This is a genomic window from Vibrio sp. B1ASS3 (assembly GCF_905175355.1).
GTDB classification, from domain to species: Bacteria; Pseudomonadota; Gammaproteobacteria; order Enterobacterales; family Vibrionaceae; genus Vibrio; species Vibrio owensii.
This window is the reverse complement of sequence record NZ_HG992742.1, coordinates 103,688-118,934: the sequence shown is the minus strand read 5'-3', so window position 1 is coordinate 118,934 and position 15,247 is coordinate 103,688. Positions and strand designations below refer to the sequence as shown.

Below are 15,247 nucleotides of genomic sequence, written 5' to 3'. Positions count from 1 at the left end.
GTGTGCAATCAACCTGTTCTACTCTATCCGAACCGTTTACGAGGGCTTCATGAGCACATCGCTACCTTGCAAAGAGATCACTAAAATCGTTGCCTCAGATCTGGATGGCACTTTACTCGCACCAAACCACCAGCTAAGCGCTTACTCGAAAGAGACGCTCAAAGCGCTGCATGAACAAGGCTACACATTTGTCTTTGCAACGGGTCGCCACCACGTAGACGTCGCAAGCATTCGTCGCACGGTAGGTATTCCGGCTTACATGATCACTTCAAACGGTGCACGTGTGCACGACCAAAATGATCAAGAGATGTACAGCCAGAACGTACCAGAAGATTTGGTTCAGCCAGTGATCGACACGATCAAAACGGATCCTGAAATACTTATCCACATGTACCAAAACGACGACTGGTTGCTGAACAAAGACGACGAACAACTGCGTGATTTCCACGAAGAGTTCACTTACAAGTTGTACGACCAAGACAATGCGCCAACAGACGGCATTGCAAAAGTGTTCTTCACCCACCCAGCGCAAGACCATGAACACCTTGTTACTTTCGAAACGAAGCTGCGTGAACAATTTGGCGATCGACTAAACATCGCATTCTCAACACCTTGGTGTCTGGAAGTAATGAGTGCGGGTGTTTCTAAAGGTGATGCTCTAAAAGCAGTGGCAGAATCAATTGGTTTGACGCTAGAAAACACCATTGCGTTTGGTGACGGCATGAACGACGTAGAAATGCTATCCATGGCGGGTAAAGGTTTGGTGATGGGCACCTCTCACGAAAAAGTGATGAAAGCACTACCAAACAATGAAGTGATCGGCAGCAACGCCGACGATGCGGTTGCACACTACCTGCAAGATCATCTGCTATAACCTGTATTGGTGACCAACAGCAGGTTATCGGCAAAATTACAAAGGGCTGCACTATGCAGCCCTTTTCTTTTATCGTTGACTCGGCAACTTCTCTTTACCGAGGATTGCTTGCCACTCTTCTTCGCTCACCGGCATGATCGATAAGCGATTGCCGCGTTTCACTAATGGCATATTTTCGAGCTCTGGCATCGCCTTAATGACTGACAACGGAATCAAGCGTTCAGTCTTACGCACAAACTCAATATCCACCATTATCCAACGCGGATTTTCTGGGTCGGATTTCGGGTCGTAATAATCGCTCTCTAGGTCAAACTGGAAATGATCGGGATACGCTTCACGGGTCACTTTGGCAATACCTGCCACACCCACGTTCTTGCAAGAGGAATGGTAAATCAGCACCAAGTCGCCCAATTTGACTTGGTCACGCATCATATTACGCGCCTGATAATTACGAACTCCCTCCCAACATGAAACCTTTTGGGTTCGAAGCGTGTCAATAGAAAAGGTATCTGGTTCTGTTTTAAATAACCAATATGCCATAATGCCATCCGATGCAGATTGAGTAATGAGGAAGATATAACATGAAGGCTTTGAAAAACCCAGTGGCATTAGCCACACTGCTGGTGCTGCAAGCATGTAGCATGCAACCACAGCAGTCCGATGCAGACACACCAACAACTCCGCCTGCATCCTTAGATAAGCCAGAAACCATCTTACCTCAAACCTTTATGCTGCGTGGTGAAGTCGTGATTGGGCATGAAAGCCAGTACATCACACCTTGTGGTAGCGACAAACAATACTGGCTGCAACTGTCACCACAACAAGTGCAACGAGCCATCGCATTAACCAATGAACCTTATCAAACCATGTATGGAGAAGTGATTGGTCACCTCAATCCTCCTGGTGTTGATGGTTTCTCTGCAGATTTCGACGCGAACTTCGTGGTAGAACAAGTAAACTTCCTCACCACAGAAAACCCACAACGCTGCAAACAAACCAGTAAACCAACACGAGTCTTTGGTAACGAGCCATCGTGGTCAGCCAGCTTTGAAGGCAACACACTCAAGTTCCAGCAAATGGGCAAGTCGACACAAACGCTCGAAATCGACAGCAGCAAACTACAGCCTCGCCAACGCACCTATCAACTTAACGATGGTGAACTGCGCATGACTGAGAACTTGTGTTCAGACACCATGAGCAACTCTCTCTACGGCTGGAAAGCGACACTAGAGCATGACGATAAAACCTACCAAGGTTGCGGTATGGCGGCCAACGTAGACTCAACACTCGAGTGGGTGAACACTTACGTGGCAACATCAACCCAGTCGCAAGGATTCGAAGTGCAAATGACACTCAACAGCGACCACAGTGCCATCACCAAATACAGCTATTCAGACGGGCAACCGCCATTGATTGAACGCGGCTACTGGCAACAACTGAGCCCATCGCAAGTACAAGTATTGATGACTCACCACCAGCAACAACGCTTAATGACCGAGCGCCTATTTACTCGCGAAGGCAACCAGCTGAAAGCAGTCAAAGAGAAAGTGGGCAATTTGGTTTATCCCATTGCCGATGGCGGTTTAGTGCTATACCCAGCAACAGTGCGTAACTCAGGTATTGAACAAGCGGCTCCTGAACGCGGTAGTGCGCCAATTGCAGCTGCGGACATCCCATCCAGTGCCGAATTTAATTCAAAAGTGGATGCGGCGGTACGTAACTACTTTTTCATTAATCAAACCAACCCAAGCAATAACCAATACCGTTGGCTGACCTACGATCTGAATGGCGATGGCGATGAAGAATTACTGGTGCAACTTGATTGGTGTGGCTCTGGCGGTTGCACTCTACTCGTCTTCGAAAACTACGAAAAAGAGTGGCGCTTCAACAGCCGTATGACGTTAGTACAAAGCCCAATTATGCTTGGTCAACAAACCTCGCACGGCTGGCGTGATCTCATTTTCAATGTCAGCGGTGGCGGCGCAACGCCTGGGCAACACGTGATGCAATACACAGGCATAAGTTACCCAATCAACCCAAGCTTGGCACCAAAAGCGAGCAAAGAGCAAGTCAGCGGCGTGCGTCTGTTCTCAGATGGCATCAGCCCTGTTCGTGATGGAGTGCGCTTGTAATGGCGCAGCCTTGTCCACATTGTGGCTTCCAGTTCAACTGCATCTGTTCACTGCTGCCGAAGTTAAGCAGTGAACATACACTGATACTGTTAATGCACCCTAATGAACTGACGCGCGATACTAACACTGGCAAACTGCTCGCCCAGTGCCAACTGAATGTCACTCAAGTCGTTTGGGACCGAAAAACGCCACCAGCAGAGTTGTTAGAAACGCTAACGAATCCAAGCCCGCTGCCAGTACTGCTATTCCCAAGTGAAGAGAGCCTAACGCTTGAACAAGTACAGCAACAAAGTACCGAGCAAGACAGACAACCGTTGTACATCATTCTTGATGCGACTTGGCAAGAGGCGCGCAAGATGATCAATAAAAGCCGATGGCTAGAAGGTGTCGCGATGATGGGCTTAACCACTCAGGCCGATTCCCAATATCAACTGCGCCGAAACCAACAAGAAGGCAACTTATGTACCTTTGAAGTGGCAGCTCAATTGCTCGGACAACTTGGTGAAGAGCAAAACCAGCAACAGATGCTGGACTTCTTCGAGCAATACCTTCCTCGTTTCCAAGCCGAGAAAAGTGGTCACGAGTTCAAAGTCTAACGCCCTTAAGAATCAAAAAACGCAGCTCTAACGCTGCGTTTTTTATTGGATGCTGTTTCACGTGAAACAAAACGTTAGAGCACTTAAGCACAATTAGAGCAAAGCACATTAAAACAAACGTGTCGGTTCACCTAAGTAATAACCTTGCAGATAGTCCACACCCATGTCCTGAGCAATATCACACACCTCTTTGTTGTGCACGAACTCAGCGACAGTCTTGGCGTTAAACACCTGACACAAACGCACTAACTGCGAAGCAATCTTGCGCTGCTTTTGGTCTTTGTCGATGTAGCGAATCAAACTGCCATCGAGCTTAATGACTTCCGGCTCCAACTTGAGGATCTCATCAATATTGGAGTAACCCGAGCCAAAGTCGTCAACAATGATGCGTGCGCCTAGGCTTCTAAAGTGGCTGCACACCTCAATCATCCTTCCGTAATCTTTGATTTGCTCTGATTCCAACACTTCTAAACCAATCCGTCTTGGGTCGTTAAGTTGAGTAATGGCATGTTCAAGCAACATCAAGGTTTTATCACTGAGTAAATCCTGAGGTGACAAGTTAATTGAGGAGTCACCTTGTTTGTCCTTCATGTAGTTGAGCGTCGAGCGAATCATGTGACGACTCAAACGCGTGTACAAATGCGTATCAGAAATGATGGGTAAGAAACGCCCCGGCGCTATGATGCTGCCATCCTCTTCCATAATACGCACCAAACACTCTTGGCTCGCGGGACGATGGTTATAAGCGTGCACAATTGGCTGACTGTAGGTAATGATGTTCTGCTTGAGGATGGCGCGACTCACACAACTTAGCCAACCCAACTGCTCTTTTCGCACATCTTCATTAACCTCAATGTCTTTGGCATTGCAGATGTGAGTATTACTTCGCACACCTGCTCTTCGTGCCTCAATGCCTTTGAGGAGCAATTCATCCGGCGATGCCGTTGGGAAATCACGACGGCTAACTAAGCCACCGCACAGCGAAATCGAAAGGTAATCAATGTCCCGTAAGCCACTTGGCTCAAAGTTGGTTTGCTCAACCGCATCAGCAAAGCGAGTAAAGTGTTGCTTGATTGCTTCACTGCTGATGTCAGCTTTAAATAAGAACGCCCACTCACCAACACCAATGCTATAAAGTTGCAGCGCGGCTGGTTTACCAAGGCGTTTACGCAGGCGATTGCTAAAGTGCATCGACAAGTCTTTCAACAGTTGGTCGCCAACGCGATAGCCGTACTTTTCGTTGATATGGCTAAAGTTAAGCAGTTTAAGTGTCAATAAATGTTCATCGGTATCAATGCTGATCAAGCGCTCTTGCAGCGCAACGCGATTCTGTAATCCTGTACGACTATCTCGGCGGAAGCTCTGTTCTAGCTTTTTCGCTTGGCGATCGAGTTGATAGCCCATATGAGCATTCATGTTGTTGAGATCGCCAATCGCATTGCGGATCAGACTAAATAAGGGAGAGATAGAAGTGCTCACTTCTTGCTGTGGCATGTTAAGCGCAGTAACTTCATCCCCTTCACGCATCGCCAAGTAAGTCAGGCTATGGTGCAGAATTTCTTGTTGGTGATTCTCGCCGTACAACTCGCCCATGCAGTAACTGCCCGACGTGTGAGAAATGTCCGTGAAGGCACGAACTTCATCGCTGCTATCAATAAAATCAAGTCGCGATGCGCAGTTATAAATCATCACCGCTTCAGGCTGATGCATGGAAAGCTCCACCACCCCATGGCGAACTTGCTCAAGCGTTAACGAGGGATGGTTGTAACAGAACTGCACTTCATCACCCAAGCACCAAGGGCGGTCGAAGCTCATGCTGCCGTCGGGATGGATTTCCGTCACGGTACACACCTCTTTGCGCCCAATGGATTCGCGATAAAGTGGGAAGTTCAACAATTGATTAAGCGTCAGGTCGTGCCCGTCAGCAAGATAGTGCTTGTAGACTTCCACCGCTTTACGCTCTCCTAAGCGATACAAGCGCGTCCCTTTGGCGTGAGTAACCTTATGTGGCATGCCGATTGGGTTCCACTCAGAATACGCACTCGTCCATGTTTTCAAAGTATTGCTGTGCAAGGCAACCGCGACAACCGCTTCGTCATAAACTTGGTCTTGATGCAGAACCCAACAACCGTCATCGATGGTTTGAGCCAAACCGCCAGAAACCTTCGGACCGTCGGCATCGAATACGCGATACACCGGATAATCACGACGTTCGATTTGGACAGAAAAGCTAATAATGGCTTTGGAGTTATCTTGCAGTTGTAACGCTTGCTTGAGATCGTAGCCATCGATATCTGGCGAGAAGGAATAATGCTGAACCGCAGACGTGAGCGTGGTTTGTTCAAACTCCATCACACACACTAAGCAGCCATGGTTGATGATTTCACCTTCCAAGATAACGTGACGGGTGCTGTGACCGATGATGTGCGTGTTGGGTAATCTTTCGAGTATTGCCCGAGCGAGCGAGACGGCGGAGTCGCGTGATTGGGTGGATAAGAGTTGCACCAGATAACGTTTATCTGCACAACACTGAGAAGTGACTAAAAAGTCATTAAGCTGATCCACATTTTGAACCAGTTGAGAGAATGCTCGCATTTACCCTACCACTGCCGTCATCAAGCCACACCACATGAAAGTGGTCTTATTATTTTACTTTGATGAGAGTAATTTACGTGGCTTTAGGCGGCTTTTCTAGGGTCAGAATTAAGATTGCATGGATTAATGCGGAAGCGATTACAAAAGCGCGAGTAACGACTGCAAGTTATTGATTTCAATGTCAGGTAACGTTCGCGTTTTTGCCTGAGTAATGACATTTTTATTCATATCATTGAACCAGCATGCGGCAAAACCCGCGATTTTCGCGCCTTGAACGTCTGTTACTAAGTGGTCACCGACATGAAGAATGTGCTCACTAGGCAAATCCAGAAACTGCTGCGCTTTGGTGAACATATCCGGCGCAGGTTTCGCGCTGCCATCGGGCCCTGCTTTCAGTACTTGCTGGAAATAAGGCGTAAGACCAATTCTATCTAAATCCACATTGCCGTTGGTGATTGCTACCAGCGGGATTTCTTGCCCGAGTTCAGCAAGTACATCGAGGCTTTGCTGTGGTACTTCAAAACGGTTACGCCAATCTAAAGCAACCTCTACTGCGGCTTGCGCAGCGGTATGCGCCGCTTCGTTATCGTACCCAACTTGAGAGAAGGCTTGCTTGAGCTGCACTAAACGCCACAAAGTGACATCGCTCTTCAGCTCAGGTTGTTGCTGCACGACACGCTGCTTGAGTGCAAACCAATCGGTTTTATCCATGTGAGCGACCGCCGGATGATGGTGTTTAAGCCAAGATAACAACTCACGCTCCATACGAACTATCACTGGGTAGTTGTCATAGAGGGTGTCATCAAGGTCAAACGTCATCGCTTTTACAGGCGCAATACGGCGGTAGAATTTCATGGTATTCCTTGGTTAATCCGACTTGTCGTCGTTTCTCTTACGCGCTCTTGGATGCGCCTGATCATAAGCTTGCGCTAAATGTTGGAAATCCAAGTGGGTATAGATTTGGGTGGTGGAGATGTTTTCATGCCCCAATAGCTCTTGTACCGCACGTAAGTTATTGCTCGATTCCAGCATGTGCGTTGCAAACGAGTGACGCAGTTTGTGCGGGCTAATGTGACTCGCGACCGACTGTTTCTGCCCCCACTCCGCCATGCGCTTTTGCACACTGCGGTGTGAGATTCGTGTACCCAGCTTGGAAACAAACAGTGCAGGTTCACCCGGCGCGGCTAAATCACCACGCACACGCAACCATTTACCAACCCATTCAGTTGCCATACCAGAGAACGGCACTTTACGTTCTTTGTCACCTTTACCAATCACTCGTAATTCGCCACTGCGTAGCTGAACATCACGCACATCGACGCTCACCAGTTCTGCCAAACGCAGACCAGCGCCGTACATTAGCTCCATCATGGCACGATCGCGCACCGCTAACGGGTCGTCCTCGTTCACTTCGAGCAATTGGTTTACTTCATCCACATCGAGGTTTTTCGGCAGTGGGCGTTTCTTACGTGGCGCCGAAACCCCTTTGGCAGGGTTTGCTGACATTTCTCCACGTAGGATCAGGAAATCGAAAAAGCTGCGTAGAGAAGATAAGCGCGTCGCTAAGCTGCTGGCTTTCATGCCTTCACGCATGCCTTTACCTGCCAATTGACGTACCCAACCCGCATCGACTTGCGACCAATCTTTCAAACCCATCTCAGCCAAGTGGTGAGCCATGGTTTCCAATTGTTGTTTGTAGTTGCGTTGGGTGTGCAGGCTAAGCCCCTTTTCGCTTCGCAGGAATTCGTAGAAGCGTTCAAGAGGCTTTTGAAGACTATTTGGCAGAGGAGTGTTGGGAGTTGTCGTCATCGTGACTTTGCCATACCAATGTTTGAGCGAGATGTGCCACTACTAAGGATAGGTGACGCAAAAACAAGGTATCCATATCTGGTTGGAAATGACCGCCATCCTCGCTAGAAAATGCCAGTACGCCAAGCGTCTGTTTTTTCACAAGCGGTAACACCACATAGGAACCCATTTCTGGAACGTCCATATTCCCAAACAACGCTTCGCGATCCACTTTACGCAGACGACCTAAGTACGCCTCTTTACCGTTTAAGTGGTTGGTAGCAAAACGTTGGTAGCTTTCCTTACTCAATTGAGTCGCAGCATCACACTGACTCAATAGACGCACATACGCCGTCAAACCAAGGTCTTTGGCTTTGAGTTCAATGGCGTTGATGACTTGCTTGAAGTCACCACACTTAAGAATTTGCCCTTGCAGATCCATGAACTCGTAGAAGGTGCGATCGTTATTCGCTGCCAAAGACATTAGAGTAGTGATTTCTTCTTCTAGCTCTTCTATACGCTGGCGCTGGCGGTTCATTTGAATGTGAACCAAAGAAACCGTACCTAAATCTGTGTGTGGCAAAGATAGGCGATCGACCAACTCTGGACGCTGAACAAAGAAGTCTGGGTGGTCTTTTAAATATTGCGCCACCACTTCTGCAGTCAGCGCATCCGCTTCAACTTCTGAGATTTGGTTTTCTTGCTCTTCAACTAGCACGACAATTGACCATCAAATACGTGAGTTGCAGGACCAGTCATAAACAGCGGTTTGCCTGGACCTTGCCAAGAGATGCGTAGGTCACCACCAGGAAGTGAAACTTTCACGTTCTCATCCAGTAGACCTTGCAGGATGCCCACCGCAACAGCGCCACAGGCACCGCTGCCGCAAGCTTGCGTTTCACCCGCGCCACGCTCATACACGCGCAGACGAATGTGATTGCGATTCACAACTTGCATAAAGCCCGCATTCACACGCTCAGGGAAGCGCTCATGTGATTCTAGTAGCGGGCCAAGTGTTTCCACTTCTGCCGTATCCACATCGTCAACCACGGTCACCACGTGCGGGTTCCCCATGCTCACTGCGCCACAGAACAGGGTCTTATCGCCTGCACGCATGATGTAGGTTTTCTCTTTCTGCTTCGCTTTGAAAGGGATCTTGTTCGGCTCGAACTCAGGTACACCCATGTTCACCGTAACTTCACCATCGTCTTCAACATCAAGAATCATCTTACCTTTCTTGGTGCTCACGCTGATGCTGTATTTGTTAGTCAAGCCTTTCAAACGGACGAAACGTGCGAAACAGCGAGCGCCATTACCACACTGCTCAACTTCACTGCCATCGGCATTAAAAATGCGATAATGGAAGTCGCTTTCAGGATCATAAGGCGCTTCAACCACGAGCAATTGATCAAAACCAACGCCCGTGTGACGATCCGCCAAACGACGGATCAAATCTTGCGAGAAAAACACGTTCTGGGTAATGCAGTCGACGACCATAAAGTCGTTGCCCAAACCGTGCATTTTGGAAAAGTGGAAATGCATTTGTTGTGTGTTACTCCGGTAGAATCTGTTCCAGCTGCCACAAACTGGTCAGCTCCTCACGCTGGCGAACAAGGTGGCTTTGGTTACCATCCACCATCACTTCCGCCGCTCGGGTACGAGTATTGTAGTTCGAAGACATCACAAAACCATAGGCGCCAGCAGAGCGAACCGCGAGTAGATCACCTTCTTGCAGCACTAGTGCTCGATCTTTGCCCAAGAAATCGCCCGTTTCACAGATAGGACCGACCAAATCGTAAGTCTGTGCTTCACCTTCACGTGGTGCTACAGGAACAATATCTTGCCACGCTTGGTACAGCGCAGGACGCATTAAATCGTTCATCGCCGCATCGATAATCGCAAAGTTTTTATGCTCTGTGTGCTTTAGGAATTCCACACGCGTCAGCAAGATACCAGCGTTAGCTGCAATCGCACGGCCTGGTTCGAAAATCAGTTCAAGATCTTGATGGTTCTCAAGACGGCCTAACAGTGCTTTCGCGTAATCAGAAGGCTGTGGTGGCAATTCATCACGATATACCACGCCCAGGCCACCACCAACGTCCAAGTGACGGATGTTGATGCCTTGTGCTTTCAAGTCATCAATCAACGCTAATAGACGATCTGTTGCATCGATGAAAGGTTCAATCTCAGTCAGCTGAGAACCGATGTGGCAGTCGATACCTTGAACGTTTAGGTTTGGTAGGCTCTGAGCAAATTTATATACAGCAGGCGCACGGTCAAACGCGATACCAAATTTGTTGTCACGCAGGCCAGTCGAAATGTAAGGGTGAGTCTTTGCGTCTACGTCAGGGTTAATTCGTAGAGAAATCGGAGCAACCACACCTAGCTCGCCCGCGACTTTGTTCAAGCGCTCAAGCTCAGGTTCGGATTCCACGTTGAAGCATTTAATGCCCAGTTCCAGTGCGCGTTTCATCTCTGCAGGCGTTTTACCAACACCTGAGAACACCACCTTCTTCGCATCACCGCCAGCCGCGATAACACGCTCAAGCTCACCACCAGATACGATATCAAAGCCTGAGCCCAAACGAGCCAGTGCATTCAATACGCCAAGGTTTGAGTTTGCTTTTACTGCGTAACAAACAAGATGAGGATGCTGACCCACAGCGCTATCGAACGCATTCCAGTGGCGCTCTAACGTCGCGCGTGAGTAAACATAAAGAGGAGTGCCATGCTGCTCGGCAAGAGCTTGAAGTGAGACGTCTTCGGCCCAAAGCTGGCCATCATCCTGATAGTTGAAGTAATCCAAAATTTGCTTCCCTTAATTAATTCGACTGCTAAACCCTGATTTCACCCTAAGGGTGGCTAATTATTGTGACTGCTCGTTCTGCTGAGCGTCATCTGGGATGTAAAGTGAACCTGATTGACCGCAACCAGCAAGTGTCGCTGCAACCATCACAAACAACACAGTAAGTAATTTTTTCATTTTGCATATCGTGATTATTAAACCAATGCCCCCTATAATCGCACCACACTCAGGAAAAGCAATAGGATAGACGGATGAACGATACTGAATTTCATCAACTCGTGGATGCGCAGATGCAACTCATCGAAGAATCCATCGATGATTCAGGTGCAGACATTGATTACGAAGTCACTGGCAACGTAATGACATTAGAGTTTGAAGACCGCAGCCAAATCATCATTAACCGCCAAGAGCCAATGCATGAGATCTGGTTGGCATCGAAGTCTGGTGGCTTCCACTTCAAGCTAGTCGATAACAAATGGACTTGCTCTAAAACGGGCATGGAACTATTTGAAATGGTGAAAGAAGAGTGTGAAAAACACGCTGGTGAAACGATCGATTGGGCATAAGCCAAGTAGGTCTTCGTGACGACCAGTCACCTAAACGACAAAAGAGCACCGAGGTGCTCTTTTTTGTTGTTCGATTTACGCGTTCACCGCTTTGGTTGGGCGAGTCGGCGTACAGCCATCATTACGGTAAGGGATAATGTAGGTGTTCCCTTCTTCCGGATGAATAATTTGGTAGTACTGCGGCAAGTTAAAGTTAATAAACTTCGACGATACGCGGTTATCATCTTTCACCGAGGTGTAGAAGCTGTTCACTGACGCAATCATTTCATCTTTCGAACCACTGAATTGATGATAAACCTCAACTTGGTTTGACTCATCCAGTACGTAGATATTGAAACCATCGTCAGTGTCTTCAAAGAAGAACTGCACCAAACCTTCACTGGCGAAGCCATCCACTACCTCTGGTATTGGTACTCTTGCTCACGATCCAGCATCAACAACGGCGAGCCTTTCAGCTTGTTGGTTGAAATGCTGCGGTAGAAATCGACCGAGTTTTCCAGTTTCTGAACCGATACACCACGACGCTCAAAGAACAGACCGTAAGTTTGGTTAGCGAGACGCATGGCTTTAAAGCGACGGCGTTTCTCTTGCTCAACCGGCTTCAAACGTAAGTCGATACACTCTGCCAATAGCTGATACACCATATTGCGCATCACGCCACGCATGTTCTTCGCGTAGCAGAATACATCCACCGACTCTGGCGGAATCGCATCTTGGTGCATTTTGCCAAGAATGGTCTTCAATGCATCCAACATCGCGGTTTCACCTTTGAAGTGCAGGGTACGCACTTCATGCCATGAGTTGCGATAAACCAAATCGACACTGCCGACCAAGTTAATTTGCTCAGGGCCAAAGCTGAAGATATCGGTGTTTTTCACATCTACTTTGAGTGAGCGACCTGACAACTCTGCCGTCGGGTCATTTTCAAAGTTGATGAACATCGCCATCTGACTAATTTCACACGGGCTACCCAGCGCTTGCATGGTTGGGCGACGTTTACGTAACGAGAAGGTGTTACGTAGGTCGCTCACCATTTGGTAGAACTTATCGATGTCTAACTGCGCCTCACGCACCACGGCGTGCAAACGCGTCGACTCGGTAATCAAACCGTTGAAGAACGCCCAAGAAACCAACTTACTTAAGTACTCATGGTGCTCAAGACAAGGTTGACCAAGAATACGGTGCGCAATCAGTGGTTGCTTGTACAAGTACCAACCTGATTTGTTCACCCCACCCTCTTTTACTTCAATGAAGCTTAAGTCGGGTTCGTGCAAATCTGGCGAGATCTGAGGGTTAAGCAAGGTCACTTTACCCGGCAGCACTTCGAATGCCGCGTACAGCTTACGAGCAAGAATACTGATGTCTTGCGGGCTGATCGCCGAAGTAATGTCGTTACGACGCGCAAACTGAATCAAGTTACGGTAGCTTTGCATCAAAGCATCCAACAATGCATGGTGCACCACTTTCACTTGTTCTACTTTCCAGTTACGGCGATCGTCAAGCTCTGCCAATACCGCTTCATCCCAATCCCATTTCGCAATCATGTCGCTCAAGGCTTCACGACGCCAAGCTACAGAACCTACATCAGGTTCGCGAGACAGTTTTTCATGGGTTTTAAGGTAGAAACAGCGGCGAACTAAATCCAAACGTGTGTCGTCTTGGATTCGCTCTAGGTAACGCGTTACTTTCTCTAGCATCAAGTAGTACGCATCCATGCCGTACAAGTCAGGCTCGTGGGCAAAGAAGCGACGCTTGGTGTCGATACTGAGAAGTTGTGTGTGCGGGTATTCCCACGAGTAAGCTTCAAGCAAGATCGCTTTCAACACGGACTTGTAAGGGGAATCGATACTCTTGTACAGCTGCCACAAGTTCGAACCGAAGTACTCTTCAGCAGGAATGCGGTTAAGCTGACCAAAGTTGATCCACTCATCACAGTTGATGTAGCCATCTTTACAAAGCTGTGCAACGTACTCGTCGTAACACTCTTCCATTTCTGGTGGCACGATTTGCCACAACAAACGCTGCCCTGCCAGACGAACCGCAGAACGGTAGAATTCATCCAGCAGTAATAGATGCTGAGAAGAACCACAGTTATCGCCAGTCATCTCTTCAGAACGGTTGCTACGAAAACGCTCTTCATCCATTAAGAAGAAGTTCGCTTCTACACCTTGGCTTTGTGCCCAATCGGTGATCAGCAAGCATTTGTTGGTCAGCAGTTCACGTTGGTCGTTATCCATCTCCGGTGAGATACACACCCAAATATCCAAATCACTTGAAGTACTTTGACCAATAGAAGACGTACTGCCCATGGTATACAAACCTAAGATCGCAGGTTGTTCTGCCGTCTTAAGCGCTTGACCGATTGTCAGTTGGGTATCATCAAGGAATTGTTGTTGGAGCTCGTTCAGCTCTAGACCAAACACACCATAAGGTACGTCTGCATCGTAGTAGCCGGGAATAACAGGATGGTTGTAGTTCAACAAGGCAGGAATCAAGTGGAAGACTTGCTGGCTTTGCGAATCCATAAGCGCTAGCGCACGGTCGATCCGTTGCTGGTTCAGGTTATCTAATCGCTGAATAAGTTTTTGGGTGTAAGCCTGCAAGGGAAGTTCCTTGGTTGAACAATCACGAAAATCTGCTGATGTTTTAAACCAAAACGGCGTAAAAACGTGATCAATTTAACACTTTCATCAGAGTTGGTAAAGATTTCCACCCGCAAATAGTTGTGGTCTGAAAACCCCACACTAGTCGCAAAAATCGATAGCGCAGTAGTGTCGCTTGTATTCACCTATAACTAATAATAGTCCTTAGCCTAAATGAGAATCCAGTCACACTATTTTCATAACGTCATGTAATTCGATTCATGACACCAAGAGAAGCCTAACTAACATTAAGACTTTCACGCGTTGAGTGGTAGGATTAGGCAAAACTAAAACAGCATTGAGAAGACCATGACACAATCTACGCCAATTCGCATTGCAACTCGAAAAAGCCCTCTTGCCCTATGGCAAGCTCACTATGTAAAAGACGCACTTCAAGCCGCTCATCCAGGTCTGGAAGTTGAGCTGGTTACTATGGTGACCAAAGGCGACATCATTTTGGATACACCGCTAGCCAAAGTCGGTGGTAAAGGCTTATTTGTGAAAGAGCTAGAAGTGGCAATGCTTGAAGGTCGCGCAGACCTTGCAGTGCACTCAATGAAAGATGTACCAGTAGACTTCCCTGAAGGTCTTGGTTTGGTGACGATTTGTGAGCGTGAAGACCCACGTGATGCATTCGTTTCTAACACTTACAACAACATTGATGAACTGCCACAAGGCGCAGTTGTAGGTACTTGTAGTCTGCGTCGCCAGTGTCAGTTAAAAGAATACCGCCCAGACCTAGTTATCAAAGAGCTGCGTGGCAACGTAGGGACTCGTCTAGGTAAGCTAGATGCAGGTGAATACGACGCGATCATTCTTGCAGCGGCAGGTCTGAAACGCCTTGAGCTAGAAGAACGCATCCGTAGCTTTATCGAGCCAGAGCAATCACTACCAGCAGTAGGTCAAGGTGCGGTGGGTATTGAGTGTCGTGTGGATGACGAGCGTCTACTTAAACTGCTTGAGCCACTAAACCACCAAGATACAGCAGATCGTGTACGCTGTGAGCGCGCAATGAACCTCACCCTTGAAGGCGGATGTCAGGTGCCTATCGGCAGTTACTCACTGCTTGATGGTGACAACATTTGGCTACGCGCACTGGTTGGTGAACCAGACGGCAGCCTAATTGTGCGTGGTGAAATTCGTGGTCACCGCAACGATGCCGAAGCACTCGGTGTTCAACTGGCTAACGAGCTACTTGAAAACGGTGCGCGCGACATCCTAACCAAACTGTACGCAGACCACGAATAA

At 48.1% G+C, this 15,247-nt stretch carries 12 protein-coding genes and 2 pseudogenes; 5 read left to right on the top strand and 9 right to left on the bottom strand.

All coding sequences use genetic code 11. The features are described from left to right. The first annotated feature begins 49 nt into the window (after positions 1–49). A complete protein-coding gene (locus KJB05_RS00565) occupies positions 50–874 on the top strand; it encodes a Cof-type HAD-IIB family hydrolase (RefSeq protein ID WP_005438534.1) in 825 nt (274 codons plus the stop codon). Between the two features lie 69 nt (positions 875–943). Here the strand turns inward: KJB05_RS00565 and KJB05_RS00560 are convergent, their stop codons facing one another. Continuing rightward, positions 944–1,414 carry an EVE domain-containing protein gene (locus tag KJB05_RS00560; protein WP_208445423.1) on the bottom strand — a complete coding sequence of 157 codons (471 nt, stop codon included), beginning with the start codon at positions 1,412–1,414 and terminating at the stop codon, positions 944–946. 41 nt (positions 1,415–1,455) lie between these two features. On the opposite strand from KJB05_RS00560, the gene KJB05_RS00555 reads away from it, so the two are divergent. Continuing rightward, complete coding sequence (locus KJB05_RS00555; RefSeq protein ID WP_208445422.1) at positions 1,456–3,006, top strand: hypothetical protein; 1,551 nt, start codon at positions 1,456–1,458, stop codon at positions 3,004–3,006. Next, positions 3,006–3,602, top strand: a complete 597-nt coding sequence (locus tag KJB05_RS00550; RefSeq protein ID WP_208445421.1) for a tRNA-uridine aminocarboxypropyltransferase — start codon at positions 3,006–3,008, stop codon at positions 3,600–3,602. The genes KJB05_RS00555 and KJB05_RS00550 overlap by 1 nt, the downstream gene beginning before the upstream one ends. A 108-nt stretch (positions 3,603–3,710) precedes the next feature. Here the strand turns inward: KJB05_RS00550 and KJB05_RS00545 are convergent, their stop codons facing one another. The 7 genes and pseudogenes from KJB05_RS00545 to KJB05_RS00515 all read right to left on the bottom strand — a co-directional run bounded on the left by KJB05_RS00545 (position 3,711) and on the right by KJB05_RS00515 (position 11,063). Further along, a complete protein-coding gene (locus tag KJB05_RS00545) occupies positions 3,711–6,197 on the bottom strand; it encodes an EAL domain-containing protein (RefSeq protein ID WP_208445420.1) in 2,487 nt (828 codons plus the stop codon). A gap of 138 nt (positions 6,198–6,335) precedes the next feature. After that, positions 6,336–7,052, bottom strand: coding sequence for a 5-amino-6-(5-phospho-D-ribitylamino)uracil phosphatase YigB (yigB, locus tag KJB05_RS00540; protein ID WP_208445419.1), 717 nt, complete (start codon positions 7,050–7,052; stop codon positions 6,336–6,338). Between the two features lie 12 nt (positions 7,053–7,064). Beyond that, positions 7,065–8,006 (bottom strand): tyrosine recombinase XerC, encoded by a 942-nt coding sequence (gene xerC / locus KJB05_RS00535; RefSeq protein WP_005430404.1) that lies wholly within the window; start codon positions 8,004–8,006, stop codon positions 7,065–7,067. Then, positions 7,972–8,703 carry a DUF484 family protein gene (locus tag KJB05_RS00530; RefSeq protein WP_208445418.1) on the bottom strand — a complete coding sequence of 244 codons (732 nt, stop codon included), beginning with the start codon at positions 8,701–8,703 and terminating at the stop codon, positions 7,972–7,974. Before KJB05_RS00530 ends, xerC begins: the two co-directional genes overlap by 35 nt. Then, entirely contained in the window at positions 8,697–9,527 is an 831-nt protein-coding gene (dapF, locus tag KJB05_RS00525) for a diaminopimelate epimerase (RefSeq protein WP_005438548.1), read from the bottom strand. The genes KJB05_RS00530 and dapF overlap by 7 nt, the downstream gene beginning before the upstream one ends. A gap of 10 nt (positions 9,528–9,537) precedes the next feature. Further along, on the bottom strand, positions 9,538–10,791 hold the full coding sequence (gene lysA, locus KJB05_RS00520) for a diaminopimelate decarboxylase (RefSeq protein WP_009705173.1): 1,254 nt from the start codon (positions 10,789–10,791) through the stop codon (positions 9,538–9,540). A 60-nt stretch (positions 10,792–10,851) separates the two neighbouring features. Beyond that, positions 10,852–11,063: pseudogene (locus KJB05_RS00515) on the bottom strand (lipoprotein). Here KJB05_RS00515 and cyaY point away from each other — a divergent pair. After that, positions 11,043–11,357 carry an iron donor protein CyaY gene (gene cyaY / locus KJB05_RS00510; protein ID WP_005438551.1) on the top strand — a complete coding sequence of 105 codons (315 nt, stop codon included), beginning with the start codon at positions 11,043–11,045 and terminating at the stop codon, positions 11,355–11,357. The pseudogene KJB05_RS00515 and the gene cyaY sit on opposite strands and share 21 nt — an antisense overlap. A 75-nt stretch (positions 11,358–11,432) precedes the next feature. Here cyaY and KJB05_RS00505 read toward each other — a convergent pair. Further along, a pseudogene (locus KJB05_RS00505) lies at positions 11,433–13,960 on the bottom strand (class I adenylate cyclase). Positions 13,961–14,308: 348 nt separating this feature from the next. Here KJB05_RS00505 and hemC point away from each other — a divergent pair. Beyond that, the gene (gene hemC, locus KJB05_RS00500; protein ID WP_005438556.1) at positions 14,309–15,247 is read left to right on the top strand and encodes a hydroxymethylbilane synthase; all 939 of its coding nucleotides are present in this window, start codon (positions 14,309–14,311) and stop codon (positions 15,245–15,247) included.